Source organism: Haloarcula limicola (assembly GCF_010119205.1).
Taxonomy (GTDB): Archaea; Halobacteriota; Halobacteria; order Halobacteriales; family Haloarculaceae; genus Haloarcula; species Haloarcula limicola.
The window spans coordinates 1,458,653-1,483,892 of sequence record NZ_WRXM01000001.1 but is presented as its reverse complement, the minus strand read 5'-3'; the positions used below and the strand labels follow the sequence as shown (position 1 = coordinate 1,483,892).

At 68.5% G+C, this 25,240-nt stretch carries 25 protein-coding genes; 11 read left to right on the top strand and 14 right to left on the bottom strand.

Annotated elements, in window-relative coordinates; all coding sequences use genetic code 11:
- Window positions 1–17 precede the first annotated feature (17 nt).
- Window positions 18–1,370, bottom strand: a complete 1,353-nt coding sequence (gene thiD / locus GO488_RS07585; RefSeq protein WP_162317166.1) for a bifunctional hydroxymethylpyrimidine kinase/phosphomethylpyrimidine kinase — start codon at window positions 1,368–1,370, stop codon at window positions 18–20.
- Window positions 1,371–1,558: 188 nt separating this feature from the next.
- Here thiD and GO488_RS19635 point away from each other — a divergent pair, with 188 nt between their 5' ends.
- Window positions 1,559–1,723: a DUF7331 family protein gene (locus GO488_RS19635; RefSeq protein WP_164509624.1), complete on the top strand. Its 165-nt coding sequence runs from the start codon at window positions 1,559–1,561 to the stop codon at window positions 1,721–1,723.
- Between the two features lies 1 nt (window position 1,724).
- Here the strand turns inward: GO488_RS19635 and GO488_RS07580 are convergent, their stop codons facing one another.
- Together GO488_RS07580 and GO488_RS07575 are read right to left on the bottom strand one after the other, a co-directional pair.
- Complete coding sequence (locus GO488_RS07580) at window positions 1,725–2,747, bottom strand: AIR synthase family protein (RefSeq protein WP_162317165.1); 1,023 nt, start codon at window positions 2,745–2,747, stop codon at window positions 1,725–1,727.
- A gap of 61 nt (window positions 2,748–2,808) precedes the next feature.
- Window positions 2,809–4,956 (bottom strand): peptidase, encoded by a 2,148-nt coding sequence (locus GO488_RS07575; RefSeq protein WP_162317164.1) that lies wholly within the window; start codon window positions 4,954–4,956, stop codon window positions 2,809–2,811.
- A 152-nt stretch (window positions 4,957–5,108) separates the two neighbouring features.
- Between GO488_RS07575 and mutS the strand changes: the two genes are divergently transcribed.
- Both mutS and GO488_RS07565 read left to right on the top strand, forming a co-directional pair.
- Window positions 5,109–7,805: a DNA mismatch repair protein MutS gene (gene mutS / locus GO488_RS07570; RefSeq protein WP_162317163.1), complete on the top strand. Its 2,697-nt coding sequence runs from the start codon at window positions 5,109–5,111 to the stop codon at window positions 7,803–7,805.
- A gap of 555 nt (window positions 7,806–8,360) precedes the next feature.
- Window positions 8,361–9,548: an orc1/cdc6 family replication initiation protein gene (locus GO488_RS07565; protein ID WP_162317162.1), complete on the top strand. Its 1,188-nt coding sequence runs from the start codon at window positions 8,361–8,363 to the stop codon at window positions 9,546–9,548.
- Window positions 9,549–9,751: 203 nt separating this feature from the next.
- Here GO488_RS07565 and GO488_RS07560 read toward each other — a convergent pair whose 3' ends face one another.
- The 6 genes from GO488_RS07560 to GO488_RS07535 form a co-directional block, all read right to left on the bottom strand.
- On the bottom strand, window positions 9,752–10,042 hold the full coding sequence (locus GO488_RS07560; RefSeq protein ID WP_162317161.1) for an SUI1 family translation initiation factor: 291 nt from the start codon (window positions 10,040–10,042) through the stop codon (window positions 9,752–9,754).
- 38 nt (window positions 10,043–10,080) lie between these two features.
- Window positions 10,081–10,479 (bottom strand): DUF7344 domain-containing protein, encoded by a 399-nt coding sequence (locus GO488_RS07555; RefSeq protein WP_162317160.1) that lies wholly within the window; start codon window positions 10,477–10,479, stop codon window positions 10,081–10,083.
- Window positions 10,480–10,582: 103 nt separating this feature from the next.
- Window positions 10,583–11,083, bottom strand: coding sequence for a DUF7992 family protein (locus tag GO488_RS07550; RefSeq protein WP_162317159.1), 501 nt, complete (start codon window positions 11,081–11,083; stop codon window positions 10,583–10,585).
- A 61-nt stretch (window positions 11,084–11,144) separates the two neighbouring features.
- Window positions 11,145–11,651, bottom strand: coding sequence for a hypothetical protein (locus tag GO488_RS07545; protein ID WP_162317158.1), 507 nt, complete (start codon window positions 11,649–11,651; stop codon window positions 11,145–11,147).
- Window positions 11,652–11,736: 85 nt separating this feature from the next.
- Window positions 11,737–12,993 carry an HAD family hydrolase gene (locus GO488_RS07540; RefSeq protein WP_162317157.1) on the bottom strand — a complete coding sequence of 419 codons (1,257 nt, stop codon included), beginning with the start codon at window positions 12,991–12,993 and terminating at the stop codon, window positions 11,737–11,739.
- Window positions 12,994–13,112: 119 nt separating this feature from the next.
- Window positions 13,113–13,301 carry a hypothetical protein gene (locus GO488_RS07535; RefSeq protein WP_162317156.1) on the bottom strand — a complete coding sequence of 63 codons (189 nt, stop codon included), beginning with the start codon at window positions 13,299–13,301 and terminating at the stop codon, window positions 13,113–13,115.
- Between the two features lie 131 nt (window positions 13,302–13,432).
- On the opposite strand from GO488_RS07535, the gene mutL reads away from it, so the two are divergent.
- The 3 genes from mutL (at window position 13,433) to GO488_RS07520 (ending at window position 16,968) form a co-directional block, all read left to right on the top strand.
- Entirely contained in the window at window positions 13,433–15,553 is a 2,121-nt protein-coding gene (gene mutL, locus GO488_RS07530; RefSeq protein ID WP_162317155.1) for a DNA mismatch repair endonuclease MutL, read from the top strand.
- 229 nt (window positions 15,554–15,782) lie between these two features.
- Window positions 15,783–16,169, top strand: a complete 387-nt coding sequence (locus GO488_RS07525) for a TFIIB-type zinc ribbon-containing protein (RefSeq protein ID WP_162317154.1) — start codon at window positions 15,783–15,785, stop codon at window positions 16,167–16,169.
- 4 nt (window positions 16,170–16,173) lie between these two features.
- Window positions 16,174–16,968, top strand: coding sequence for a GNAT family N-acetyltransferase (locus GO488_RS07520; protein WP_162317153.1), 795 nt, complete (start codon window positions 16,174–16,176; stop codon window positions 16,966–16,968).
- Between the two features lie 244 nt (window positions 16,969–17,212).
- Here the strand turns inward: GO488_RS07520 and GO488_RS07515 are convergent, their stop codons facing one another.
- Window positions 17,213–17,383 carry a hypothetical protein gene (locus GO488_RS07515; RefSeq protein ID WP_162317152.1) on the bottom strand — a complete coding sequence of 57 codons (171 nt, stop codon included), beginning with the start codon at window positions 17,381–17,383 and terminating at the stop codon, window positions 17,213–17,215.
- 258 nt (window positions 17,384–17,641) lie between these two features.
- Here GO488_RS07515 and GO488_RS07510 point away from each other — a divergent pair, with 258 nt between their 5' ends.
- The 4 genes from GO488_RS07510 to GO488_RS07495 all read left to right on the top strand — a co-directional run bounded on the left by GO488_RS07510 (window position 17,642) and on the right by GO488_RS07495 (window position 21,923).
- Window positions 17,642–18,595: a PfkB family carbohydrate kinase gene (locus GO488_RS07510; RefSeq protein ID WP_162317151.1), complete on the top strand. Its 954-nt coding sequence runs from the start codon at window positions 17,642–17,644 to the stop codon at window positions 18,593–18,595.
- 80 nt (window positions 18,596–18,675) lie between these two features.
- Window positions 18,676–19,920: a carboxypeptidase regulatory-like domain-containing protein gene (locus GO488_RS07505; RefSeq protein ID WP_162317150.1), complete on the top strand. Its 1,245-nt coding sequence runs from the start codon at window positions 18,676–18,678 to the stop codon at window positions 19,918–19,920.
- A 38-nt stretch (window positions 19,921–19,958) separates the two neighbouring features.
- A complete protein-coding gene (gene ygfZ, locus GO488_RS07500; protein WP_162317149.1) occupies window positions 19,959–21,041 on the top strand; it encodes a CAF17-like 4Fe-4S cluster assembly/insertion protein YgfZ in 1,083 nt (360 codons plus the stop codon).
- Window positions 21,042–21,134: 93 nt separating this feature from the next.
- Window positions 21,135–21,923, top strand: coding sequence for a YihY/virulence factor BrkB family protein (locus GO488_RS07495; RefSeq protein WP_162317148.1), 789 nt, complete (start codon window positions 21,135–21,137; stop codon window positions 21,921–21,923).
- Window positions 21,924–21,954: 31 nt separating this feature from the next.
- On the opposite strand, the gene GO488_RS07490 is transcribed toward GO488_RS07495, so the two are convergent.
- The gene (locus GO488_RS07490; protein WP_162317147.1) at window positions 21,955–22,182 is read right to left on the bottom strand and encodes a DUF7860 family protein; all 228 of its coding nucleotides are present in this window, start codon (window positions 22,180–22,182) and stop codon (window positions 21,955–21,957) included.
- Window positions 22,183–22,266: 84 nt separating this feature from the next.
- On the opposite strand from GO488_RS07490, the gene GO488_RS07485 reads away from it, so the two are divergent.
- Entirely contained in the window at window positions 22,267–22,515 is a 249-nt protein-coding gene (locus GO488_RS07485) for a DUF8151 family protein (protein WP_162317146.1), read from the top strand.
- 47 nt (window positions 22,516–22,562) lie between these two features.
- Here the strand turns inward: GO488_RS07485 and GO488_RS07480 are convergent, their stop codons facing one another.
- The 3 genes from GO488_RS07480 to GO488_RS07470 all read right to left on the bottom strand — a co-directional run bounded on the left by GO488_RS07480 (window position 22,563) and on the right by GO488_RS07470 (window position 25,200).
- Window positions 22,563–23,645 carry a geranylgeranyl reductase family protein gene (locus tag GO488_RS07480; RefSeq protein ID WP_162317145.1) on the bottom strand — a complete coding sequence of 361 codons (1,083 nt, stop codon included), beginning with the start codon at window positions 23,643–23,645 and terminating at the stop codon, window positions 22,563–22,565.
- A 60-nt stretch (window positions 23,646–23,705) separates the two neighbouring features.
- Window positions 23,706–24,146 (bottom strand): DUF5518 domain-containing protein, encoded by a 441-nt coding sequence (locus GO488_RS07475; RefSeq protein ID WP_162317144.1) that lies wholly within the window; start codon window positions 24,144–24,146, stop codon window positions 23,706–23,708.
- A gap of 67 nt (window positions 24,147–24,213) precedes the next feature.
- Window positions 24,214–25,200, bottom strand: a complete 987-nt coding sequence (locus GO488_RS07470) for a WD40/YVTN/BNR-like repeat-containing protein (protein ID WP_162317143.1) — start codon at window positions 25,198–25,200, stop codon at window positions 24,214–24,216.
- Between the last annotated feature and the right edge of the window lie 40 nt (window positions 25,201–25,240).

Below are 25,240 nucleotides of genomic sequence, written 5' to 3'. Positions count from 1 at the left end.
GCAGTTCCGAACCCCGCTCAGTTCTCGACCGCGTCGGTCAGTCGCTCGACCCGGTCCAGTAGCCCCTCGACAGACGGCGCGAAAAGAGTGACCTCCTCGGCGACGCCCTCGTCGCGAGCGACGAGCGCGACCGGCGACTCCCCGCTCGTCTCGAACGCTCGCGAAACGCTCCACGTGGCAGTCTCGTCTTCCGGTACGTCCCCCGGACGGTCCGCGGCGTCGACCGTCGCGACCGACCAGTCGAGGGTTTCGAGGGCCGATTCGACGCGCTCGCTCGCTCGCCAGGTGACCGCGAACCGGAGTTCGGAGTCGCACTCGCGGGCGGCCAACAGGCGCGCCCCGAGGGCCGCTGACGCGCCGAAACGCACGCAGCGGTTCGAGCGGCCGTCGCCCGCTGACTCCGGCGGCACGCCCTCGACACCCGCGACCTCGCCGGGCGTCTCGGCGTAGGGCGTCGCGCCGGCGACGGCGGCACCGCTTTCGGGAAGCAGCGGTGCGGCCCCGCCCTCCGCGAGCGCCGAGACGATTCCCTCGACGGCTTCGCTCGTCTCGTGGCGGGCGGCCTCGTTGCGGACCTCGACCATGTGGTGGACCGCGCCCGGCCCCTCGCCCACGTCGAGGTTGTACCGCACCGCCCGCGAGAGCAGGTCGATGCCGCTGCCGACGGCCGCGGTGAGGTCGTCACCGTGGGCCAGTCGCGTCGCGACGGCCGAGGAGAGCGTACACCCCGACCCGTGGGTCGCCTCGGTGTCGACCCGGTCGTGGCGGAACGTCGTCACCGAGTCGGCGGTGACGAGCGTGTCGACGATCTCGTCGCCGGGGACGTGCCCGCCCTTGACGAGCGCCGCGTCGGCTCCCATCTCGACGAGGTCCCGCCCCGCCGCCTCGGCGTCGTCGGGATCCGCGATCTCGCGGTCGGTCAACACCTCGGCCTCGTCGGCGTTGGGCGTGACGAGCGCCGCCTCGGCGACGAGCCGCTCGTAGGCGGCTTCGGCTTCTGGTTCGAGTAGCCGGTCGCCGGACGTGGCGACCATCACCGGGTCGACGACGAGGTTCGGGAGGTCGGCGGCGGCCTCGACCACGAGGTCGACGACCTCGCTGGCGGCGAGCATCCCGGTCTTGACGGCGGCGACCTCGAAGTCCTCGCGGACAGCCCGAATCTGGGCCTCGATCTCCTCGGTCGGCAGGAGATGCTGGCCCCGCACGCCGGTCGTGTTCTGTGCCGTGACACTCGTGACGGCGCTCGTCCCGAACGCGCCGCCGGCCTCGATGGTCTTCAGATCGGCCTGAATCCCGGCTCCGCCGCCGGAATCGCTGCCCGCGATGGTGAGCACGACCGGCGGCGAAACCGGTGCGTCCGCTCGTGGCATACGCGTGCCGTCGACCGGCGGCCCCAAAGCGGTGCTGGTCTCGCGGGGATCGCCGCTCTGTCGGGAGGCGAAGACGGAGACGGGACGGACAAACCGGCAATCCGGGCGCTGTCCTAGTATGCTAATAATACTCTTAAGCATTCCTGGGAAACGCTTATGTGTTCGAACCCACTGAAAACCGGTGTACGATGGAACCGGCATCGAACGATTCCGACGACGCGACCGAGCAGTACGGCACCTTCACCACCGGCGGCGGCGACACCGTCGTCTACGACACGCAGAACCCGGAGGCGTGGCTCCAGTCCAGCTATGCCGTCGAAGTAGGCCCCTCGTCGGAACGAACGAGCGCGTAACTCACTCCTGTAGCTTTCCCATGTACTCCTCGAAGGTCCCCCAGAAGGGGTCGACCCCGGGGTGGTCCGTGGGTTCGCCGTCGACGACCAATCCGCTTTCCTCGGTGACTTCGCCAGCGTCGGCCGCGGGGATTCCCTCCGATTCGAGCGCGGCCAGCACGTCCTCGACGCCGTCGGGGTCGACGGCCGCCAGCAGCGTCCCCTCGCTGATGGAGATCCACGGGTCGATACCGAAGAAGTCGCAGGCTTCGCGGACGCCCGGTTGCATCGGCACCCGCTCGGTCTCTAACTCGATGCCGACGCCCGCGGCCCGCGCCATCTCGTAGAGGCCGCCGTAGATGCCGCATTCGGTGGCGTCGTGCATCGCGTTCACCGGCCCGGCCGCGGCGGCCGTCAGCGCGTCCCTGACGGGGCTCATGTCGTAGAACCGGTCGGTGGCGTCCGAGATAGCGTCGCCGTCCAGTTCCCCTTCCATGAGCGACTCGAACTGAATCGAGAGCAGGCCGGTCGCCTCGATGGCCGGTCCCTTCGTTATCACGACGCGGTCGCCGACCCGCGCGCCGTCGGGGCGCACCAACTCGTCGAACGACCCGACCGAGACGCTCGTCGCGCCGCCGACCATCGGGTAGTTACACCCGGCGTAGCGGCCGGTGTGGCCGGTGACGACGGAGACGCCGAACTCGCGGGCCTCCGCGTCGAACGTCTCCCAGACGGTTCGGAACTCCTCGTCCGTGATCTCCGGCGGGAGGTTGAAGTCGATAGAGAGGTGCGTCGGCGCGAGCCCCGAGACGGCCACGTCGCTCAGCAGGATGTGGAAGGCGAACCACGCGGCCCGTTCGAAGCCCAGCGAGGGCATCACGAAGACGGGGTCGGTCGCCATCGCGACCGCTCGGTCGCCCACGTCGATGACGCCGAAATCGACGCCGTGCTGCGGGCCGAGCGTCACGTCCTCGCGGTCGGCGCCGAGGTTCGGGTAGATGTACTCGTCGAAGAACTCGCGGTCTACTTTGCCGAGGTCTGCCATAGCGAGACGTACTACGCCGTGGTACTAATCGGTGGCCCCGTCGAGGAGCGAGCTATTTCGGTCAGGCCCGACGACGGCCGGCCGCGAACGCGGTGAGGAGCGCCGCGAGCAGCGTCCCGACGACGGTGAAGCCGGGGCCGTCGGCCGCCGTCGTCCCTGCCGACCGATCCGGCGTCGCCGTTCCCGTCGATCGATTCGGCGTCGCCGTTTCACCGGTCGGCGTGCGCGTCGCCATCGACCCGTTCGAGGGCATGACGGTGATCCGGACCGGGTTCGCGCCGCCCGCCGAGACGACCACGCTGCCGGCCTCGGGAAGCGGGACCCCGCTGGCGACTCGCGTCGTGTTCTCCGGCGGGAGCGAGACCTCCCGCGTGGCGACGGCCTGATAGTCCCGCGTGAAGACGACGGTCCCGGTCGCCGGGACCTCGGCGTCGTTGACGACCGTCGCGGTCACGACGACCGAATCGCCCCGCGTGAGCGTCTCGGAACTGACCTGCACGTCCGTCACCCGCGTCCGGGCCGGTCGCTCGACGACGACGGTGACGTTGGCCCCGTCGATGCTGGCGGTGTAACGGCCCGGCGTCGCGAACGTGTGCGACAGCGGCACCACCAGCTCCTCGCCGGGCTCGATGCGTCCGCGCTCGGTCGTGACGGCGGTCCCGTTGATGTCGAGCGTCGCGTTGTAGGTTCCCTCGGTGCCGCCGGCGTTGCTCACCAGGGCCTCGACGGTGAGCGTCTCGCCCGTCGCCAGCCGTATCGGACTCGTCTCCGTGACGTTCGCGGACCGATACGGGCCGCTCACCCGGTAAGTCCCCGACTCGCTGTCCGACGGCAGCGAGTAGCTGATCCTGGCGGGCAACTGACCGAAGACGCGGGCGTGGACGCTCTGGTTCCACATCTGCAGATCGGCGGGCGTCTCGGTGTACGCCGACGCTTTCGCCCGCGAGGCGTTGCCGGCGGTCCGCTCGACGGCGGTGAGCAGGTCCGCCTGCGTCACCGGTTGGTTCATCCCGTTCAGCTCTCGGACGGTTCCCTGGAACGTCGCCTCGCTCGCCGTCTGGACGCGGATCTCCTCGTCGATGCGACCGGCCGCCAGCGACCCCTTGACGTAGTTCGCGTTGTCCTCCCACGTGGCCGGCTCGGCCAACACCACGGAGTCGTAGACCGAGCGCTCGCCGTCGTCGAGCGCGTCCCGGAACGCGTCGAAGTCGATGCGGTCCTGTTCGAGCGAGAGGAACGCCGCGTAGTACACCGCCGTCCCCTCGGTGAGCCAGCGGGTTCGCTGGGTGGTTTTGAAGGACTGTCTCGTGTGCGTGTACTCGTGGAGCCAGACGCTCTCGGGCGTATCGAGCGGCTCGTCGTCCTGTACCCAGATGTCCGACCCGCCCCGTTCGAGCCCGCGGACGCCCCAGTCGACGCCGTCGGTCGGCGCGGCGACGACGAACACCTCCGCGTCGCGGTCGCCGACCCGGAGCGAGTCCGACGCCGCGGCCAGCGAGTCGAGTATCTCCTCGGGCGACTCGGCGAGGTCCGCTCGCTCGGGGACGACAAGACGGAACGTCTGGTCGCTGGCCTCGCGTCGGAAGGTCTCGACCTCGCCGAGGTAGACGATCTGGTCGCCCGCCGCGCCCGGTCCGTCCGTCGTCACCTCCTGTTCGAACGTCATCCGGTCGCGGCCGGTATAGCGCCATCGGGTCGGCGTCTGCGACCGACTGATGAGCGCCCACTCGCCCGCGTCGGCGGCGACGTACCGTCCTTCCGACCCCTCGATCCCGGCTTTCTGCGCCGTCTCGTTGGGGTCGATTCGGTAGTCGATGGTCGCCGTCTCCGTCTCCTCGTCCCAGACGAACGTGGTCTCGTTGATCCGGTTGAACCCGCCGATGTCTCGCACCGTCGCGTTCCGTGGCACCGCCGTTTCCAGTGAAACCACCCGGTCCGGAATCTCGTAGGTCAGCGTCACGGCCACCTCGCCGGGCCGGTCGGGGGTCAACGAGTACGTCTGGGTCTGGTTGATGCTGTCGTCGTCTGCGACCTGGAAGACCTGTCCGCTGGCGATGGTCGGTTGTCCCTGCGGTCGGACCAGCGACGACGTTTCGGCCGGTGGCGCCCGCCCCGTAGCGTCGGCTGTTCCCGCTGCGGAGCCCACGGACGTGAGAACGAGCAGTATAGCGACGGCGACCGCGGCCCACCCTCGCTGCGCCACGCGCATTGTGACCTCTTAACGGCCCCCGGTTCATATAATTGTCCGGTTATACTGAACGTAATCCATCGCCGGGGTCCCCCGAGGGAGTCGCCGCCCGCCCCGTGGCCGCCCGCCGCGCTCCCGCAATCCTTACGCCGAGGACGGACAGAGGGTGGGCTATGACAGAGGCGACGGGCATCGTCGGGGAGTTCCTCTCGCTCAAGGAGGAGACCGACGCCGACTTGCTGGCGATGCAGTGTGGTGACTTCTACGAGTTCTTCGCGGACGACGCCGAGCGGGTGGCCGAGGAACTGGACCTGAAGGTCTCGCAGAAGTCCTCGCACGGCTCGTCGTATCCGATGGCCGGCGTTCCGGTGGACGACCTGACGCCGTACGTCTCCGCGCTGGTCGAACGCGGCTATCGGGTCGCCGTCGCGGACCAACACGAGACGGCCGACGGTCACGCCCGCGAGATAACGCGGGTCGTGACGCCCGGGACCCATCTGGAGAGCAGCGACGCCAGCGCCCGGTATCTCGCGGCGCTGGTCCGACAGACGTCCCGCGGCGAGGGCGACACCTACGGGCTGGCCTTCGCCGACGTGACGACGGGCCGATTTCAGGTGACGCAACTCGACGGCGCCGACCCCGCTTCGGTGCTCTCGGAACTGTACACGTTCGCGCCGGCGGAGGTCCTGCCCGGCCCCGACCTCCGGAACGACGACGACTTCCTAGAGCGGCTCCGGGAGCGCTCCGACGCCGCGCTCACCCTCCACGCCACCGAGTCGTTCGAACCGGGTCGCGCCCGCCACCGGGTGCGCGAGCAGTTCGGCGCGGAGACCCTGGAGAGCGTCGGTATCGAGGGGGACGAAGCCGCCATCGCCGCCGCCGGGGCGGTGCTCTCCTACGTCGAGGAGACGGGCGTCGGGACGCTCGCGGCGGTCACGCGGCTGCAGGTCTACGGCGCGCGCGAACACGTCGCGCTGGACGCGACGACCCAGCGCAACCTCGAACTCACCGAGACGATGCAGGGCGACAGTTCGGGGTCGCTGTTCGACACCGTCGACCACACCGTCACGGCCGCCGGCGGGCGACTCCTCCGGCGGTGGCTCCAGCGACCGCGCCGAGACCGGGGGGAACTCCGGCGTCGGCAGTCCTCCGTGGCGGCGCTGGCCCGCGAAGCGATGGCCCGCGAGGCGATCCGGGAGACGCTCTCCGCGGCCTACGACCTCGAACGGCTGGCGTCGCGGGCGACCTCGGGGAGCGCCGACGCCCGCGACCTGCGGGCGGCACAGGAGACGCTCGCGCTCCTCTCCGAGGTCGCCGACGCGGTCGCCGAGACCGAGCGGCTGGCCGACTCGCCGCTCGCCGACGCGCTCTCGGGGGCCGACCGCGAGGCCGCCGCCTCTCTCGCTGCGGAACTGGACGAGGCGCTCGTCGAGGACCCGCCCGGCACCGTCACGCAGGGCGGGCTCTTCCGCCGGGGGTACGACGACGAGCTGGACGAACTCATCGACGAACACGAGGGGGCGCTCTCGTGGCTGGAGACGCTGCCGGAGCGGGAGAAAGAGCGCACCGGCATCACCCACCTCTCGGTGGACCGCAACAAGACCGACGGCTACTACATCCAGGTGGGGAAGAGCGAGACCGGCGACGTCCCCGACGAGTACGAGCAGATAAAGACGCTGAAGAACTCGAAACGCTACACCATCCCCGAACTCGACGAGAAGGAACGGGACGTCCTCCGTCTGGAGGAGCGCCGCCACGAGATGGAGCGCGACCTGTTCGAGGACCTCAGAGCGCGCGTCGCCGAGCGCGCGACGCTCATGCAGGACGTGGGCCGAGCGCTCGCCGAGGTGGACGCGCTGGCCTCGTTCGCCGTCCACGCCGTCGAGAACGACTGGACGCGCCCCGAGGTCACCGAGGGCGACGAACTCGCCATCGAGGCCGGCCGACACCCGGTCGTCGAGCAGACCACCGAGTTCGTCCCCAACGACCTCCACCTGGACCGCGACCGGCGGTTCCTCGTCGTCACCGGGCCGAACATGAGCGGCAAATCCACGTACATGCGACAGGCGGCGCTGATCACGCTGCTGGCCCAGACCGGCAGTTTCGTCCCCGCGCGAGCGGCGACCGTCGGCCTCGTCGACGGCATCTACACCCGCGTCGGGGCCCTGGACGAACTCGCACAGGGCCGCTCGACGTTCATGGTCGAGATGCAGGAGCTGTCGAACATCCTCCACTCGGCGACCGAGGACTCGCTGATAATCTTAGACGAGGTGGGCCGCGGGACGGCGACGTTCGACGGCATCTCCATCGCGTGGGCGGCGACGGAGTACGTCGTCAACACGCTCGGATCGAAGACGCTCTTTGCCACCCACTACCACGAGCTGACGGCGCTGGGCGAGGAGCTGCCGACCGTCCAGAACGTCCACGTCGCCGCCGACGAGACCGACGGCGACGTGACCTTCCTGCGGACGGTGCGGGACGGTCCGACCGACCGCTCCTACGGCGTCCACGTCGCCGATCTGGCGGGGATCCCCGACCCGGTCGTCGCCCGCTCACGGCAGGTGCTCGACCGCCTGCGCGAGGACAAGGCCATCGAGGTCCGGGGGAGCGACGCGGCCGGCGACGCCGGGACCACGCAGGCCGTCTTCGACCTGGGGTCGGGGCAGTTCGCTCCCGGCGGGGAGACACAGCGAGTCGAGACCGACGGGAGTCCGGAGGCGGCCGCCGCCGACGAATCGGCCGAGGCGGCCATCGACGCCGAGACACGGTCAGTTCTCGACGAGTTACGGGACCTCGACGTCAACGAGACCCCGCCCGTCGAACTGATGGCGACGGTCCAACAGTGGCAAGAGGAACTCGACGAGGCGTGACGCGGGTCTCGTTCGAGCGCGGCTCGGCCGAGCCGCGCTGATTCCTTCGCGCCGACGGTCGGACTCACGCCGAGCATCGGTAGCGTCGCGCGTCGTGACGACTCTCGCACTCGGTCAGGCGCGATCTGGTCTGTGCCCGTCCATTCGGCCGCCCGGTAGTAGGCGAGCACCGGTGACAGAATTAGGTGACGGACCACCCTCCCACCCCACTGGTTCCGCTGTTAGGGAGGGAACGAGTAACCCCACCCCTGTGGGGTGGCATCGTTCAGTGGAGAACGACGTACGGATATCGTTTCTAAAGCAGTCACTTGAACTTACCTATTCGACACGAAAACATAGCCGGCTGCGAGCCGATTCCGGATACCGCCTCCGTTCCCGCTAACAGCGGAAGTGGTGGGGTGGGTGTGTGCCGACTTTCCCTCGCTCTCTCGCGACGTACGCCCTGTCAACCCACTAACAGCGGAAGTGGTGGGGTCGGTCATATATAAGACAAGAGTAACAACGGAAACAGCGGAACCGAAGGTTAATACAGCTACGCCGCTCACCCTGTGGTGGATGACGGATATCACCTTCTCACCGACGTCTGCGATCTTCGAGCGGCGAGAGGCCCTCTTAGAGGAGTGGACGCCCGACGAACTCGTCGGCCGCGACGAGGAACTCGAACGGTTCCACGCGGCGCTCCAGCCGGTGATCAACGGCGAGAGCCCCTCGAACATCTTTCTGTACGGGAAGAGCGGCGTCGGCAAGACCGCCGCCACGCGCTATCTCCTCCAGGCGCTCGAACGCGACGCCGAACCGGTCCCGGAACTGGACCTCCACACGATCGAGATCAACTGCGACGGGCTCAACTCGAGCTATCAGGTCGCCGTCGCGCTGGTCAACGAACTCCGGGACCCGGCCGACCAGATCTCCAACACCGGCTACCCGCAGGCGTCCGTCTACCAGTTCCTGTTCGACGAACTCGACCGGGTGGGGGGAACCGTCTTGATCGTCCTGGACGAGGTCGATCACATCCGGGACGACTCGCTGCTCTACAAACTGCCGCGCGCCCGCTCCAACGGCGACGTCACCGACGCCAAACTCGGCGTGATCGGGATCTCGAACGACCTCGATTTCCGCAACCAGCTCTCCTCGAAGGTCCGCTCCAGCCTCTGCGAGAAGGAAGTCTCCTTCTCGGCGTACGACGCGCGAGAACTGCAACTGGTGCTCCAGCAGCGCGAGGCCGTGGCGTTCAGAGACGACGTGCTGGACGACGGCGTCGTCGAGATGTGCGCGGCCTACGGCGCGAAGGACTCCGGGGACGCCCGGCAGGCGCTGGACCTGCTACTTGAGGCCGGCGACTTGGCCCGCGAGAACAACGGGGAGCTCGTCACGGAGTCGCACGTCCGTCGCGCCCGACAGCGCCTCCAGACGGACCAGGTCGTCGAGGGGATTCGGAACTACTCCAACCACGGTCAGTTCGTCCTCTACGCGGTGACGCTGCTCGCCGAACGGGGCGACACGCCCGCGCGAACGAAGGACATCCTCAGCGCGTACGAACGAGTCGCCATCGAGGAGGGCGTCGACCCCGTCTCGGAACGGTCCGTTCGCGATTACCTGGGCGAACTCGATCAGCTCGGCATCATCTCCTCGACTGAGTACAACCGCGGCAAAGGCGGGGGCAAGTACAAAGAGCACGAACTCGAGCAGTCCATCTCGTCGGTGAAGACCGGGTTATCCGAACTCCTCGAGACGACGCCCTGACCCACTGACGCCGATGGTAACGCCGGCTTCGTGGCCCCACCGGTTCCGGCGTACGTCTCGACCCACTGGTCCCGGCGTTAGTGACACTCTCACGACCCCACCGCTTCCGCTGTTACTGACTTTCTACCCCACCGCTTCCGCTGTTACGAATCGCGAAGGCTCGTCCGCTGTATCGCACTTCTCGAGAGGCTACCGGTCGGCTGTCAGGCTATCTGGTACCCCTTCGATTCGAGGAGGTCCCGGACGCGCTCCGCGTGGTCGCCCTGCAGCTCGATGCGTCCGTCTTTGACGGTTCCGCCGGTGCCGAGCGAGGACTTCAGGTCCGAGGCGAGGTCCTGAACGTCGCCCTCGTCTTCGAACCCCTCGACGAGCACCATCTTCTTGCCGTAGCGGCGCTCCTCCGTGCGGACCGTGAGCCGCTGCGTCGCGCGGTCGAGGTCCGCCGTCGGGTCTTCCGGGATGTCGAGGTCGTCGAACGGGTCTTCGTCTGACACTGTGTATTCGGATAGGGGATGAAGCCGAAAGAACGTTGTCACGGCTCTATGTCCCCGCCGTCGTCGCAGTCGAACGTACAGGTCTCGGCGTCCAGCAGCGCGTCGAGTTCCTCGCACAGTCGGCGTTCGAGGCGCGAGTCGAGCCGTTCCGGGGTGACGCGCCCGTCCCAGTCCACGTCGTCCTCGGTCTGCCGATACGTCACGACGCCGGCTTCGACGAGCTCCGGGAGGTGATCGTGATAGAGCGACAGGTAGATCTCCAGCCGCTCGTCGAGGCGCTCGGTCGCCGGGTCACTGGTCTCCCAGACCGTGACCTGATCCGCGATATCGGGGAGGGGCTGCGGCGTCGAGTGGAGGTGGAGGCAGTAAAGCAGGTAGCGCCGCCGCCGGTCGGCCAATACCCTCTCTATCTCTCTGCGGCCGCGTTCGCCGTCCATTATCCGAGGCGAGGGCACACCCCTAGGTATCACTTACGAATACAATCCGGTAGTTGCCACACGATCTGCGTTTTCAGCGGGGATACTGTGAACGGTCAGTCATCTACAGTCCCTCGCCCAAGTCGTCGTCCTCGTAGTCGAAGGTCTCCTCCGGCGCGTCGTCGGCGAAGAACCCGAACGTCTCGTCGTCTCGACGGAGGTAGTCGTTCTCGAGCATCTCCGTGACGACGCGGCCCAGCGAGTCGATCTCGATCTCGATCTCGTCGGCTTCGCCGGAGTCGAGGTCGGTCTCGTCCTCGGCTTCCTCGGGGAGCGTCGGCGCTCGATACCCCACCTCGTCGACGCCGGGGTCCCAGTAGAAGTCGAGTTTCTCGACGAGGTCGTACTCCGTGACGACGGCGAAGTCCTCCTCGGTCAGCGTGGTCTGTGTCGTCCACTCCTCGAAGGCGTCGGCCCACGCGCCCGACTCGAGGAACCCCTCGATCTCCTCTCGGCGGTAGTCGTCTTCGGGGTCCTCCACCGGGTTGTCGATCGCTTCGTAGTCGCCTCGCGGCTGTGGCCCGCGCAGCGACGGCGGGTCCGGAACCGGCACGTCGAGTGGCATACCGTGTCGTTCGCCGTCCACGCTGATATGTGTCGGGGGCTTCGCCACTGCTCGGAGACGGTCACTCCAGCACCGTCTCGGGCCGCTTCAGGTAGAACTCCTGGTCGCTGACGCGCTCGTAGACGTCGTACAGCGTCTGGACGGCCGATTCGTCCGGCGAGAAGCGGATGTGCGGCGCGAGGTGGTAGGCCTTGCAGCTGGTCAGGAAGAAGTAGAGCGTGCGGTGGTGCGCGGGGGTCGCGTCGACCACGCCGAGCGGGCGGCCGCCGAGGTCGTCGGAGAAGTCGTTGAGCATCGCCGCGATGTCGTCGTGTAGCTGTTCGTCGGGCCGTTTGAGCGTCGTTCCGAAGGTCTGGTTCAGGAAGTCGCTGGTCGCCCGGAGGAAGGGGTTGCTGTCGAAGCCGCTCGGGTCGACGGCGGCGAACCGCTCGTAGAGGTCGAGCAGCGCCGTCAGTTCGTCGGCGGTGACCGCGATCGGGCGGACGGGGTCGCCCTGTCCGAGCGAGTACTCCGGGAACGAGTGCGAGCGCGGGTCCGGGACCTGCTTGAAGACCTGTTCGAGCGCCATAGGTGGCGTTCGACGCGGAGCCGTCTAACTGTTGTGTGGTGACGAGTCACAAGGAACGGTATCCGTCGAATCCGCGGCGAGCGAGTCAGGAGCGGCGCTCGCCCAGCTCGGCGAGCAGCGCCAGTCCGTAGACGACGTTCAGGATTGAACTGGCTTCTCCGGCCTCGTAGACGAGGTCGTCGCGGTTCCGAACGTGGCCTAAGACGGCCGTCGAGGCGTGATGCGGCGCGGCGGCGATCCCGGCGTCGTTCTCGGCGACCCACTCCATCACGCGGAGGTCGCTCTTGCTGTCGCCCATCACCAGCGCGAACGGGTCGTCGATGTCGAGCACCTCGAAGGCCTGCTCGACGCCGGCGGACTTGTCGAGCTCCAGACTGACGAGTTCGGCGGCGTCGCCCTCGTAGTAGCCGATGTCGATGCGCTCGAAGACGTCGAGGACGGCCGACGGTGCGTCGTCGGTGTCGGCGTCCGTCGAGAGCCCGGCGTCGTCCAGCACGGACGCTATCTCCGGGTCGCGGGCGAAGTAGGTCCGGGCGAGCGCGGCGGGGTCCGCGACGGACGCGTCGACGGCCTCGACGACGACTTCACCGACCAATCCGCAGAGGTAACCGAGCGCCTCGTCGATTATCTCGACGGCCGTCTCGCTGCCGACCTCGGCGTTGGGCTTGAGCGTGACGTTGAACTCGTTGCCCTGGAGGTGACAGCCGTGCCGGACGCTGTCGGGTGCCTCCGAGAGCACGCGGCCGCGGACGGCGTCGAACATGTCCACGACGGTCGAATCGAGGTCCTCGTACAGTAACTGCTTGGTCTCGGAGCCGTGCTTCGGCGTGAAGACGCCGTTGCCGGACTCGTAGACGATGCTGACCGACCCGGAGGAGACGACCTCGTTGCCCAGTCCCTGAATCAGGAACCCCTTGACGTTCTCCAGCGTCTGGCCGGTACAGACCACGATCGGGACGCCCCGCTCGTGGAACTCGGTGAGGAGATACAGCGTCTCGCGCGGGATCTCGTTGTCGGTGTCGCCGGCCGACCGGAGCGTCTCGTCGACGTCCAGGACGAGGACGTTCACCGACCGCCCGTACTTCGCGTAGAGGTCCAGCGCGGTGAAGGCCTCCTCGCGCGTCAGCCGGGCGGCGATCTCGGCGTACGTCTCGCCCGTCGCCGGGAACTCCTCGGCGATGGCGGCTTTCTGCTCGTCGAGTTCCTCGCGGACGTTCTCCCAGCGGTCCAGCGCGACGCGGGTCCGAAGCGGCGGGAAGAGGTCCACGAACTCCTGGTAGGCCCGCAGCGTCTCCGTGTCCGCGGTCTCGTACAGTCGGTAGAGCTGGTCGTACTGTTCCATCTGTCGGGGTTGGTCGTCCCGTCGCCCCGCGCGCACTTCACTGTGCGGTACACCGGCGAAAAGACGGGATGATCGCTACGCCGAGTCGCCGCCGTTAGTCGTCACGGCCGTCGCCGCTCTCAGTCGTCACGGCCGTCGCCGTCGTCGCCCTCGCCGCCGTCGGTCAGCACCTCCGCGTCCGCAGGCGCTTCCTCGTTCAGGAACGACGGCAGTTCGTCGTCGGCATCCGCTCTCGCCGCTCTCTCGTCCGCTGTCGTCTCGGTGCGCTCTCTCCGCCACTCCGGTGTGTAGCCTCTGTGGTGACACATGGCGCCTCACCTATCGAACGTCTATGCTGTGCCGTGTTAACTATTTCCATGATGTTCGGCCGCGACTCGATAGCAGACAGCCTCAAGTCGCCGCGCCCGCTACCGCACGGCAAGACTATGCGGGGGACGCCATGACGGACATCCGGCGACTCGACGAGCGGACCGTCGAACGCATCGCGGCCGGCGAGGTGGTCGAGCGGCCGGCCTCGGTCGTGAAGGAACTGGTCGAGAACGCCGTCGACGCCGACGCGAACCGGGTGGACGTAACCGTCGAACGCGGCGGCAGCGAGGGCATTCGGGTCACGGACGACGGCATCGGCATGGATCGCGAGGCCGTCGAACGCGCCGTCGAGCAACACACCACCTCGAAGATCCGCGACATCGCGGACTTAGAGGGCGGGGTCGGCACGCTCGGCTTCCGCGGCGAGGCGCTCCACGCCATCGGGGCCGTCTCGCGCCTGACGATCACCACCCGCCCGCGCGGTGGTGATGTGGGAACCGAACTCGTCGTCGAGGGCGGCGAGGTCACGTCGGTCGGTCCCGCCGGCTGTCCGGAGGGGACGACCATCGAAGTCGAGGACCTCTTCTACAACGTCCCGGCCCGCCGGAAGTACCTCAAGCAGGCCTCGACGGAGTTCGCGCACGTCAACACCATCGTGACGAGCTACGCGCTGGCGAACCCGGACGTGGCCGTCTCGCTCTCCCATGGCGGCCGCGAGACGTTCGCGACGACGGGACAGGGCGACCTGCGCGAGACGGTCATGTCGGTCTACGGCCTCGAGGTCGCCCAGTCCATGATCGCCGTAGATGACGCCGACCTCCCCGCCGGCCCGCTCGACGGCGTCTCGGGCCTCGTCTCCCACCCCGAGACCACCCGCGCCGGCCGAGAGTACCTCTCGACGTACGTCAACGGCCGCTACGTCAGAGCGAAGACGGCCCACGACGCCGTCGTCGACGCCTACGGCACGCAGATAGCGCCCGATCGCTACCCCTTCGCCGTCCTCTTCCTGGACGTGCCCGCCGGCGACGTGGACGTGAACGTCCACCCCCGGAAGATGGAGGTCCGCTTCGCCGACGACGAGGGCGTCCGCGAGCAGGTCCGAACCGCGGTCGAAGACGCTCTGCTCGAAGAAGGGCTGCTTCGGTCGTCGGCCCCCCGAGGCCGGTCACAGCCCGAACAGACCGAGATATCGCCCGAGCGGTCGGGAGCCGAAGAGACGGCGAAGGAGGCGAGGAGCGAGACCGCCGACCCCGCAGACAGCGAGTCCGGTGACGAGACGGTTTCGAGTCGAACCGCCGGCGACGCCGACTCGGTCGGGACCGACGAGACGGTTCCGACCGCCGACGGGACCGCTCCGTCGACCACCGGGACGGCTGACCAGCGGGCCGACGCGTCATCGGCTTCGTCCCCGGCCGACTCCGCGTCGACCGGTTCGGCCGCCGATTCGACGCCGAGTGCGACGGCCGATGCGCCTGCCGACGAGTCGGCCGGTGACGCCGCCGACGGGTCGGCCGCCCCGACCGGCACCGGACCGGAGGGCGACACCGACTCGGCGACGAGCGAGCCGACGCCCGACCGGAAGTTCTCGGGCGGCCACGAACAGGCCCGGCTCGGCCGCGACCCGGAGACGACTCACGACTCCCTGCCGTCGATGCGCATCCTCGGCCAGCTCCACGAGACGTACGTCGTCGCCGAGACCGACGACGGGCTGGTGCTGATCGACCAGCACGCGGCCGACGAGCGGGTCAACTACGAGCGACTGCAGGCGCAGTTCGCCGGCGAGACGACGACGCAGGCGCTCGCCGACCCGGTCGAACTCGAACTCACGGCCCGCGAGGCCGCCGTCTTCGAGGAGCGGAGCGACGCGCTGGCGAGCCTGGGGTTTCACACCGCTCGCACCGGCAAGCGCAGCGTCGCGGTCCGGACGCTCCCCGGCGTCATCGCCGATGCCGCCGGTCCCGACATCGTCCGAGACGTGTTGAGCGCGTTCGTCGGCGGTGAGGGGTCGGCCGCGACGACGGTGGAGGCGGCCGCCGACGAACTGCTCGGCGACCTCGCCTGTTACCCCTCTCTCACCGGCAACACGTCGCTCACGGAGGGGTCGGTGCGGGACCTGCTGGCGGCGCTCGACGACTGCGAGAACCCCTACGCCTGCCCGCACGGGCGACCGACGGTCATCGAGATATCACACGCGGAACTCGAAGACCGGTTCGAACGGGACTATCCGGGACACGGCGGGCGCAGGAAGTGAATCTGGAGAACGTCAGTTCCCGCAGAGAGAGCGAGCTACCCGGTCGGTGCGGTCCCGACTACGGGCCGCCTTCTCAGAGACCAGTGATAGCCAGAGCGCCGGATAAATCCGCGTCTCGCCCGCTGCAGAGTCCGTCTCGGTGAGCTACTGCTCATCCCGCACCTGTTGCCTCGCTCTTCGGGCCCGCTTCAGCCATCAGAGTAAACAGTCGTGCGCTGCAAGGCGGAATATGAGCGAAGACAGTCCGTCGGAAGCATCCACGGCTATCGAATCCGGACTGGTGGTGTACGACCCGGACGGTAACGAACTCGGAGTCGTCACGGACATGACGAGCAGAGGCTTCGAGGTCTCGATGCAAGCCGAGATCGAAGACGTCGGCGAAGACGGGTATGCGATACTCGCATCGCCGGACGACGAGCGCGATCAAGCGGTGACGACCACCGAGGAGGGCCTTCACAAATCCGAGCAGGAGGACAACCCCGGCGGCGAGTTCGGGGAGGGGTACATCATGTGGCGCTGTGAGAACTGCGGCGAGATGGACGAACTCGACGACGGGTTGCCGACCGAGTGTCCGGCCTGCGGATCAGATGCCGTCCACAAACAACGGGAGGACTGATCGGATGAGCCCCGATCCGACGCTCCGCCTCGCGGAGCCCGACGACGCCGAGCGGGTCGAAGAGCTCGTCGAGAGTTCGATGACTGCGTCGTACGCACTTAGCCCCCAGGACATCGAGACGATCTCCGAGGCCGTGTTCGACGCGGATCCCGTCCGAGACCGAATCGAAGCGTCCGAGACGATCGTCGTGCTCGCCGAACTCGACGGTGTCGTGGCCGGCGTCGCCGAAGCCGAATTCGAAGACGCCGAAGGCGAGATTCGTTGGCTCCACGTCGACCCCGAACGGCGGGGTGCTGGCGTCGGAACCGCACTGCTCGAGCGCATTCAGTCGGCGCTCGCGGACGAAGGCATCGAGGAGCCCCGCGCAGTCACGCTCGCGGCGAACACGTCCGCTGGGACGTTCCTCGAGCGCTTCGGCTTCGAGCAGGTCGCCGAACGAACGACCGACATCGGCGGCCGGGAGTCCGTCGAGTACGTGTTCGCCGAACAGACGGGCGAGGAGGCCGAACAAGGCGACTCCGAATCGGATGCGTCGGACGCCGACCGACCACCCGAGATTCCCGAGACGACGACGGCGACGGACGGTACTGAACTCTACCTCGGAGGGGATCCGTTCCAAGGAACGGAGGGCTGGTTCGTGGAAACGTTCTCCGACGCTGACCGCTCGGAGCAGTACGGTTACTGCTGCCTGAACTGCGGGTCGCCGGACGTCGCTATGGACAACATGGAACGGGTTCGCTGCGGCGACTGTGGGAACACTCGCAAGCCGGACGACGACTACGACGGCGCATATCTGTGATTCGCTACGCCGATACGCGGTGGCGGGCTTGATTCTCGTTTAGGGCGACTGCTACTGTCGGTCACAGTCTCCCGTTCAGACGACCGCGTCGAATCCCGCGAGCGGTGAGCCGTTTCAGGACCGTTGCCGAACGCGGACTCGTCTCGGTTACACGGATTTACTTTCCGTCGAGAATGACTGAAGGCGGAGCGGTCTTGTGGTGGCGGGGAAACGTCGCCATTTCGAACCGAGTGACCCCGAGGTTTCACTCGGGGCTCGTATAGGTCGACAGTTCGTCGGTTCGGTCTGGGTGTTCGTTCTCGACGTGTCTGTGGACGCGATGCGTGGCCTGCTCGGGCGCGGTTTTCACGTCCTCGTCCGGGACGTCAGGTTCGAACTCACAGAACGGACATTCGGAGAGCGAGTCTTGGGACACACGCCTGGGTTGTCCCTGGAGCCACTAATATGGCAGGCCGGCAGCTCTCCCGTGGCAGGTGACGCTCGACTATTCGATCGGTCCGACGAATCCTACTGACGACGCGTCTTCGGTGAGCGCGTCCGTCCCCCGGCGAAGCCGCTCTGACAGCGCTTGCTGCGAACCGTCATCCGTCGGCTAATTCCACTAGTGTCCGTATACGATACGTACAGTCGAAACCACCGGTTAAACTAAACCGTAGTCTCCCGATGGCCGGGTATGGGACTGGTGACACTGGGTGAGACGGCCCTTCGGCTCTCGCCGCCGGACGGACAGCGATTCGAGACGGCACGCGAGGTCGGGATGCGGGCCGACGGCGCGGCGAGCACCGTCGGGGCGGTGGCGAGCAGGCTCGGCGGCGACGCGGTCTGGCTCTCGAAACTGCCGGACACGCCGCTGGGCCGCCGAGTCGTCGCGGAACTGCACGAACACGGGCTGGAGACCGACGTGGTCTGGGCCGACCCCGACGTGGGCCGGCAGGGCCTGACCTTCTACGAGGACGCGGCCGCCCCCCGCGAGGACCGGCTGCTACAGGACCGCGCAGACACCGCGATGGCGACGCTCACGCCCGGCGAACTCCCGATGGGACGCCTGCAAGAAGCCGACGTGGTCTTCGCCGCCGGGTCGACGGCGGCCCTCTCGGAGACGGCGGCGGAGACGACCGGCGCGCTGCTCCGCGCGTCGCCGGGAATCCGGGCGCTGGACCTCGATTTCCACCCCGGGCTCTGGAGCGCCGAGGCGGCACACGACACGCTCGAAGACCTCTTCGGCGCGGTGGATCTGCTGTTCGCCAGCGAGGAGCAGGCCAAGGCCGTCTTCGACCGGACGGGGTCGCCCCGGGAACTGGTTCACACCATCGCCGCGGACTACGACTTCTCGCGGGTCGTCCTCACCCGAAACGAGCGCGGCGTCGTCGGCTACCACGACAACGTCGTCCACGAGCAGGACGCCTTCGAGACCGACGCGACGGACGCGACCGATAGCTCCGGCCAGCACGCCACGCTGGTCGGAGCGGTCCTCCAACGGCTCGTCGCCGGCGCGCCGACCGACGAGGCGCTGGCTCACGGCGCGGCCGCCGCGGCGCTGGCCCGGACGATGCCCGGCCCGCTCACCCCCCTCGAAGCCGACGAGGTCGAACGCCTCGTCGCCGACCGCGACGACCGCGGCCGCTGACACGACTTCCCTCTTATAGTGTCCGTTATCGTGTGTAAGCTGACCATACTGTTAAGGTTCGTCCACGTTATCATTTCACTATGGCTCCGTCTCGGTCGGCGTTCGTCCTCTGTATCGTGGCGCTCGTGGGTGTGGCCGCCGTCCCCGGCGGCGCTATCGCACAACAGGAGCGGGTCACGCTGACCGTCTCCGTCGTCGATCAGGACGGCGATCCGGTCAGCGACGTACCGATCTCGGCGACGTGGGACGACGGCGACGGCGGGCCGGTCAACGAGACGACGCGGGCGAACGGGCAGGCCCTCGTCGACGTCCCCGCGGGAGCGAACGTGACGATTCGGGTCCACGGCGACGAGTACGTCCGTAACCGACCGTTCCGCGTGACAGACGCGTCCGCCCGAAGCGTCGAGGTCCCCGTCTCGGAGATCGCGACGGCGGCGGTCACCGTCGTCGACGGCGGCGGGGACCCGGTCTCGAACGCGCGCGTCCTCCTCTACCGCGACGGCGAGTTCGTCACCGACCAGCGGACCGGCTCCGACGGCACCGTCACCACGCCGTCGGTCGAGGCCGGCGAGTACCGCCTCACCGTGGGCAAGGAGGGCTATTACTGGAACCGGACCCGGATACAGGTGACCGGCGAGACGCAGGCGCGGAGCGCAATCGAACAGGGGTCGGCGCTCCTGACCGTCACGGTCGCCGACGACCACTTCGAGGACCCGCGGGCCGTCCAGAACGCGACGGTCCGGGTGCCGTCGGTCGGCACCGTCCAGACGCTGTCGAACGGGCAGGCGACCATCCGGCTGCCGGTCAACGACCGGTACGACCTCACGGTGACGAAAGACGGCTACGAGACCGCGGAGCAGCGCCTCCGCTTCGGCGAATCCGACGCGTCGGCCGAGGTCTCCATCCAGCGGACGCCGGCGCTCGAACTCACGCCGGACAACCGGCGCGTCGTCGTCGGCGAGACGGTCCGGCTCCGGGTGACCGACGAGTACGGCTCCCCCGTTCCGAACGCCACCGTCAGCCGGGACGGCGAGGAGGTCGGGACGACCGACGCCTCCGGCGCGGTCGCCGCGCCCGTCTCCTCGGTCGGGAACGTGACGTTCACCGTCGAGGAGGGCGACCGCTCGGCGACGGCCACCGTCGAGGGCGTCGAGGCGGCCGATGCGGACACCGAGACCGAAACGCCCTCGCCCACGGAAACGGCGACGGAGACGCCGGCCACCACGCCGACGGAGACGACCGGCGGCGACGGTCCCGGATTCACCGCGGCCGCGGTTCTGATCGCGTTGACGCTCTTCACCGCGTTCGCGCTCCGGCGTCGGTAGCGGGACGCTTTTCAGCGCGAGGCCCCCATCCGTGGGCAATGACTGTTCTCTCCGAGGTCCACGAAGCCCACGGGGCGACGTTCCGCGAGGTGGGCGGCCGCCGCGTCGTCGACCACTACGGCCGCTCCGAGCGGACCCACCGCGCGGTCCGCAACGTCGTCGGCGTCTGCGAGTTCGGCTACGGCGTCCTCGTCGTCACCGGCGAGGACCGCGTCGAGTACGTCGACAACGCCGTCTCGAACGACGTGCCCGAGGACGACGGCCACGGCTGTTACGCGCTGTTACTCGACCCGGACGGTCGCGTCGAGACGGACATGTACGTCTACAACGCCGGCGAGCGACTGCTGGTGTTCACGCCGCCACAGCGGGCCGAGCCGCTGGCGACGGAGTGGAGCGACAAGACGTTCATCCAGGACGTCGACGTCCGCCTGGCGACCGACGACTTCGCCGTCTTCGGCGTCCACGGGCCGAAGTCCACTGAGAAGATCGCCAGCGTCCTGCATCAGGCGTCCTCGCCCGAGGAACTGCTGTCGTTCAATCGCGGCGAACTCGGCGACGCGGGCGTGACCGTCGTCCGAACGGACAACCTCTCCGGCGAGGAGAGTTACGACGTGGTCTGTGCCGCCGAGGACGCCCAACCGGTCTTCGATACGCTGGTCAACCGCGGCCTGAACGCCGTCCCCTTCGGCTACCGGACGTGGGAGACGCTCACGCTCGAAGCCGGGTCGCCGCTGTTCGACACCGAGATCGAGGGCCGCCTCCCGAACGACCTCGGCCTGCGAAACGCGCTGGACTTCGAGAAGGGGTGTTACGTCGGCCAGGAGGTCGTCTCCCGCATCGAGAACCGCGGCCATCCCACGCAGCGGCTCGTCGGTCTGACCGTCGAGGCGCGTCCCGAACCCGGGGCGGCGGTCTTCGCGGGCGACGAACACGTCGGCGAGGTCACCCGCGCCGTCGACAGCCCGATGCGCGAGGCCCCGCTGGCGCTGGCCGCCGTCGACTGGGAGCTGCCCGAAGCGGCACTGACGGTGCGCGTCGACGGCGACGGAGCAGCAGCCGAGCGAACGGCGCTCCCCTTCGTCGAGGGATCGGCGCCCTCGGCGCGGCTGCCGACGTACTGACGGCGACGCGTCGGTTCTCGCGTCAGGCTGGGTTCCGGTCCGACCGGGAGCCGAGAAACACAGCGTTATCCGACGCAGAACGCTACGACCGCTATGGCCGACTGGCGCAGCGCGTTCGGGACCGTCCTCGATATCGCTCGGACGTCCATCAAGCGGGACATCCAGTATCCAGCGGCCGCGCTCGCGTACTACGGCTTCGTCTCGCTCCTGCCGCTGCTGGTCATCCTGCTCGCGGTCCTCGGCGAGTCGGCCGCGTCGGAGGTCCAGCTCGTGACGCTCGAGTATCTCACCCCCGCGGCGCAGGAACTGGTCCTCGACGCGCTCACCGACTCGCGGGGACGGGTCGGCGCGACGCTGTTCGCGCTCGGCGTCCTCCTCTGGAGCGGCGCGAACATCACCGCCGGCTTCCAGACGGTCGTCGAGGACGTCGAGGGGGAGATCGACCGGTCGCTGGCCGGACACCTCCGCGACGGCGTCGGCGTCCTCGGCTCGCTCGTCTTCGGCATCGTCTCCGTGCTCCTCGTCAGCGCGCTGTTCGTTCTGCTGCCCGAAGCGCCGTTCGTACTGACGAGCGGGCTCGTCGCGTTGCCCGTCGCGCTCACCGTCTCCTTTCTCCCCTTGTACTATCTCCCGTCGCGGGACATCGACTCGCTGTCGACCGCCGCTCCCGGCGCGGTAACGGCCGCCGTCGGCTGGACGGTCTTGCTCGCTGGCATCCGGTTCTACGCCGAGAACGCGGGGTCGTACGCTATTTTCGGCGTCCTCAGCGGCATCATCCTCATCCTCACGAGCCTCTACGCCGCCGCGGCGCTCCTCATGATCGGCCACGTCGTCAACGCGACGCTCTCGGACGTGATCGCCCCGCTGCGGAGAAACAGATAGCCGAACGCCGGTCGTCGCCGCGATTCCCTGCTCACTCGATGAGCGGCAGGATGATCCCGAAGACGAGCGGCGAGAAGAGGCCGAGTAAGATGCCGATTCCTTCCATGTCAGTCAGTACCATATGGCCCCATCCCGGCAGCGGGCCGACGACGGCGGGAGCGACGAACTCGCCGAGGATGCCGAGGACGAACAAGCCGACGCCGAGGAGGAACCCTCGCTTTGCGAGTGCCGCATGATCCATGCTTCGATACTGTGCCATACACTCCTTCTGTCCGCGGTTTGACTAACGCTTTGCGTTTTCCGGTCGAAAAAGCTATAATCCGCTTCGACGAAACAGGCGGCGATGACAGCACTACTCTCAGAGTCGCTCGTCGAACTACTCGGACTGGTCGCGTCGGCGTTCGTCGCCGGCCTACTGACCGTCGTCGGTGCGCTCACGGAGAGCGCCGGCCTGACCAACCTGCTCGCCGGTCAGTCGACGTTCGGCGCGTGGGAGCTCTGGATGGGCGCGATACTGCTGTACGCCGGCGTCTACATGCTCGGTTACCGGCGCGTGCTCGCTCCGATGCTGAGCCGGGCCGCACCGAACTGACCGGTTAGACTCGTTCTCGACGGCTCTCGCGGCTCCCGACGGTTTAGTTAGGACCGCGACAGCAGCGCCTTCAGCTGCTCGCGCGAGAACAGCGTGCTCGGCCGGTCCATGTGGACGCCGATCTCGCCCTCGAAGGCCTTCATGCCGGCTTTCTGCAGCGGTTTGGGGACGGAGTACCCGGCTCTGACCGCGTGGCCGAGGCGAATCTCTCGTCGGAGGTCCTCGCGCCACGCCCGCTCGTAGTCGCCGAGCGTAGACGGGTCGTCGGGGTCGATCTCGCGGGCGGCGTGGTCGGCGGCGGTCATGCCGTAGAGGATGCCGCCGCCGGTGAACGGTTTCGTCTGGGCGGCGGCGTCGCCGACGAGGAACGACCGCCGGCCGGTCACGCGCTTCGGCGGGCCGATGGGGATGAGACCGGAACAGCGGCGGGTCACGTCCGCGCCGTAGCCGTCGGTGAACGCCTCGAAGCGCGCGCGGGCGTCGTCGCCCGGCGGCACCGCCAGTCCGTATTCGACGCCGGCCTCGCCCCGCGGGATGCGCCAGGCGAAGAAGCGCGGGACGGTGAGGTGGACGTCCACGAAGTCGCCGTGATCCGCCGTCTCGTCGAAACCCAGCACCCCGTGGAGCAGTTCGTCTGGCTCCGGCAGTTCCAGCTCCCGGCGGACGCGGCTCTTCGGGCCGTCGCAGCCGGCGACCATCCTCGCGCGGTGGCTCTCGACGCCGTCGGGCCCCTTCGCCTCGACGGTGACCCCGTCTCTGTCTTCCTCGACGGCAACGACGGTGTGCTGTTCGCGGACGTCCGCGCCGGCCCCGCGAGCGAGATCGGCCAGGTGGCGGTCCAGTCCCACGCGGTCGATGACGTTCGAGATGACCTCGTCCTTGTAGAAGGGATGGGCGTCGCCGCCCGGGCCGTCGGTGTAGAACCGCGCGCCGGAGACCTCGTTCTGGAGCAGTTCCCCGCGAGCGCCTTCGGTGTACTCCCAGATGTCGGTGCTGACGTGGCCCGAACAAGCCAGCGGCTCGCCGACGGTGCCCTGCTCGAAGACGAGCACGTCGAATCCCTGCTGGGCCGCTCGCCGGGCGTACCGCGACCCGGCGGGGCCGGCCCCGACGACGACGACGTCGTACATACACCTGTTCTCGGCGTCACGGGCCAAGTACTTTCTCGATTCGCGCGGGAGCGGGCGGCCTCAGCTACCGGCCGCGGGCGGTCCCTGGCGACCGCCTCGCTCCGCGAACCAGCCGCCGATCCGTGCCGAAAACCCCCCGAAGAAGCCCGCGACGACCGCGAGGAGGGGAACGAACGCCACCACCAACAGCAGCTGGAGGCCCGTGAACCAGGCGGGCTGAGAGAGGCCGAGCGCGAACCGGAGCAGGTCGATGGCGGCCCACAGCGTCGCGGGCACGACTGCGACGACGCCGGCGCGGAACCCGACCGGCGTCGCGTCGATACCGCGGCGTTTCGCGAGATAGCCCGCGATCAGCGCCGCGAGACAGAGCCCCGCCGGTTCCAGGGAGGTCCCGGACTGCCAGTAGCCCCACAGCGTCAGCGGGGCTATCGGGAGTCCGCCTAACAGGGCGTACGCCCACGTCGGACTGAGGCCGCGGGGGAGGGAACCAATTCGGGTCACAGCACAACGTTCTCACCTCGGGAACATAAATTTACCTTCGGAGGGGAGAACAGACCGAGACGCCCCGCTAGACCACCGCGAGGCCGCGCGGGACTTGCTCGTAGTCGTCGTCCCACGACCCGATCGATTCCCACGTCGCGCCGTCTCCCGACCGGAACAGCCCGCGATTCGTCAGCGCGAGGAACCCGTCGCCGTCGCTGTCGGCCGAGAGCACCGGGCGAGCCAGCCCGTTCGGGTCGGGGAGCCCGTCCATCGCCACGTCCCACTCGTCGCCGGTCCGGCGGTAGACGTAGCTCTGGCCGCTGGTCGAGTGAGCCGACTGGGGGCCGTGGGCGGCCGAGACGACGACGCAGTCGGGGTCGTCGGGATGGACCGCCAGCCCCCAGACGTATCGGTGGTCCAGCCCCCCCTGCGGGTAGGTCCACGTCGCGCCGCGGTCCTCGGACTGCGCGTAGCCGTCGCCGGCGGCGGTGTAGACCCGACTCGGCGCGTCGGGGTGGACCGCTAACGTGTGATTGTCCCGGCGACCACCGTCGGGGCGGTCTATCCACGTCTCGCCGCCGTCGGGGCTCCGGACGAACGCGCCGGCCTCGATGGCGACGTACAACTGCTCGGGGTCGTCCGGCGCGAGGGCTATCCAGCGGACGTGGTGGGTGTGCGGGCGGGGCGGGAACGCCCAATTCGATTCGGAATCGAGGTCGGTGAGACCCTCGCGCTCGGTCCACGTTTCGCCGCCGTCCATCGAGCGGTAGACGGCGCTCGGTTCCGTGCCCGCCCATACCACGTCGGGGTCGTGCGGGCTGACGGTGACGCTGGTCACGCGGTCGCCGCCGCCGAGCGCCCGCTCCGTCGAGGGCGGCTCGACGCTCCGCCACGTCTCGCCGCCGTCGGTGGTCCGCTGGAGGCCCGAACCGACCGTCCCGACGAACGCGCGGTCGGGGGCCTCGTGGGCGGCGGCGACGCACTCGATGTCGCGGCCGCGAAGCCGCTCGGTCCACGACGACCCGTCGCCGACCAGTACGCGGTCGTCCAGCGCGGCGTAGCAGGTGTCCATACCCGCGCTACGCGCTCGGACGGAAGAAACGTGTCGGCCG

What these genes read in the sequence shown, in the direction of transcription:
- GO488_RS07495 (WP_162317148.1), top strand. Translation starts at nt 21,135, where the DNA reads ATGGCCGACTGGCGCAGCGCGTTCGGGACCGTCCTCGATATCGCTCGG.
- mutS (WP_162317163.1), top strand. Translation starts at nt 5,109, where the DNA reads ATGACAGAGGCGACGGGCATCGTCGGGGAGTTCCTCTCGCTCAAGGAG.
- GO488_RS07555 (WP_162317160.1), bottom strand. Translation starts at nt 10,479, where the DNA reads ATGGACGGCGAACGCGGCCGCAGAGAGATAGAGAGGGTATTGGCCGAC.
- GO488_RS19635 (WP_164509624.1), top strand. Translation starts at nt 1,559, where the DNA reads ATGGAACCGGCATCGAACGATTCCGACGACGCGACCGAGCAGTACGGC.
- GO488_RS07545 (WP_162317158.1), bottom strand. Translation starts at nt 11,651, where the DNA reads ATGGCGCTCGAACAGGTCTTCAAGCAGGTCCCGGACCCGCGCTCGCAC.
- GO488_RS07580 (WP_162317165.1), bottom strand. Translation starts at nt 2,747, where the DNA reads ATGGCAGACCTCGGCAAAGTAGACCGCGAGTTCTTCGACGAGTACATC.
- GO488_RS07520 (WP_162317153.1), top strand. Translation starts at nt 16,174, where the DNA reads ATGAGCCCCGATCCGACGCTCCGCCTCGCGGAGCCCGACGACGCCGAG.
- GO488_RS07510 (WP_162317151.1), top strand. Translation starts at nt 17,642, where the DNA reads ATGGGACTGGTGACACTGGGTGAGACGGCCCTTCGGCTCTCGCCGCCG.
- mutL (WP_162317155.1), top strand. Translation starts at nt 13,433, where the DNA reads ATGACGGACATCCGGCGACTCGACGAGCGGACCGTCGAACGCATCGCG.
- GO488_RS07550 (WP_162317159.1), bottom strand. Translation starts at nt 11,083, where the DNA reads ATGCCACTCGACGTGCCGGTTCCGGACCCGCCGTCGCTGCGCGGGCCA.
- GO488_RS07565 (WP_162317162.1), top strand. Translation starts at nt 8,361, where the DNA reads ATGACGGATATCACCTTCTCACCGACGTCTGCGATCTTCGAGCGGCGA.
- GO488_RS07470 (WP_162317143.1), bottom strand. Translation starts at nt 25,200, where the DNA reads ATGGACACCTGCTACGCCGCGCTGGACGACCGCGTACTGGTCGGCGAC.
- GO488_RS07505 (WP_162317150.1), top strand. Translation starts at nt 18,676, where the DNA reads ATGGCTCCGTCTCGGTCGGCGTTCGTCCTCTGTATCGTGGCGCTCGTG.
- GO488_RS07485 (WP_162317146.1), top strand. Translation starts at nt 22,267, where the DNA reads ATGACAGCACTACTCTCAGAGTCGCTCGTCGAACTACTCGGACTGGTC.
- GO488_RS07525 (WP_162317154.1), top strand. Translation starts at nt 15,783, where the DNA reads ATGAGCGAAGACAGTCCGTCGGAAGCATCCACGGCTATCGAATCCGGA.
- GO488_RS07490 (WP_162317147.1), bottom strand. Translation starts at nt 22,182, where the DNA reads ATGGCACAGTATCGAAGCATGGATCATGCGGCACTCGCAAAGCGAGGG.
- GO488_RS07480 (WP_162317145.1), bottom strand. Translation starts at nt 23,645, where the DNA reads ATGTACGACGTCGTCGTCGTCGGGGCCGGCCCCGCCGGGTCGCGGTAC.
- thiD (WP_162317166.1), bottom strand. Translation starts at nt 1,370, where the DNA reads ATGCCACGAGCGGACGCACCGGTTTCGCCGCCGGTCGTGCTCACCATC.
- ygfZ (WP_162317149.1), top strand. Translation starts at nt 19,959, where the DNA reads ATGACTGTTCTCTCCGAGGTCCACGAAGCCCACGGGGCGACGTTCCGC.
- GO488_RS07535 (WP_162317156.1), bottom strand. Translation starts at nt 13,301, where the DNA reads ATGTGTCACCACAGAGGCTACACACCGGAGTGGCGGAGAGAGCGCACC.
- GO488_RS07575 (WP_162317164.1), bottom strand. Translation starts at nt 4,956, where the DNA reads ATGCGCGTGGCGCAGCGAGGGTGGGCCGCGGTCGCCGTCGCTATACTG.
- GO488_RS07540 (WP_162317157.1), bottom strand. Translation starts at nt 12,993, where the DNA reads ATGGAACAGTACGACCAGCTCTACCGACTGTACGAGACCGCGGACACG.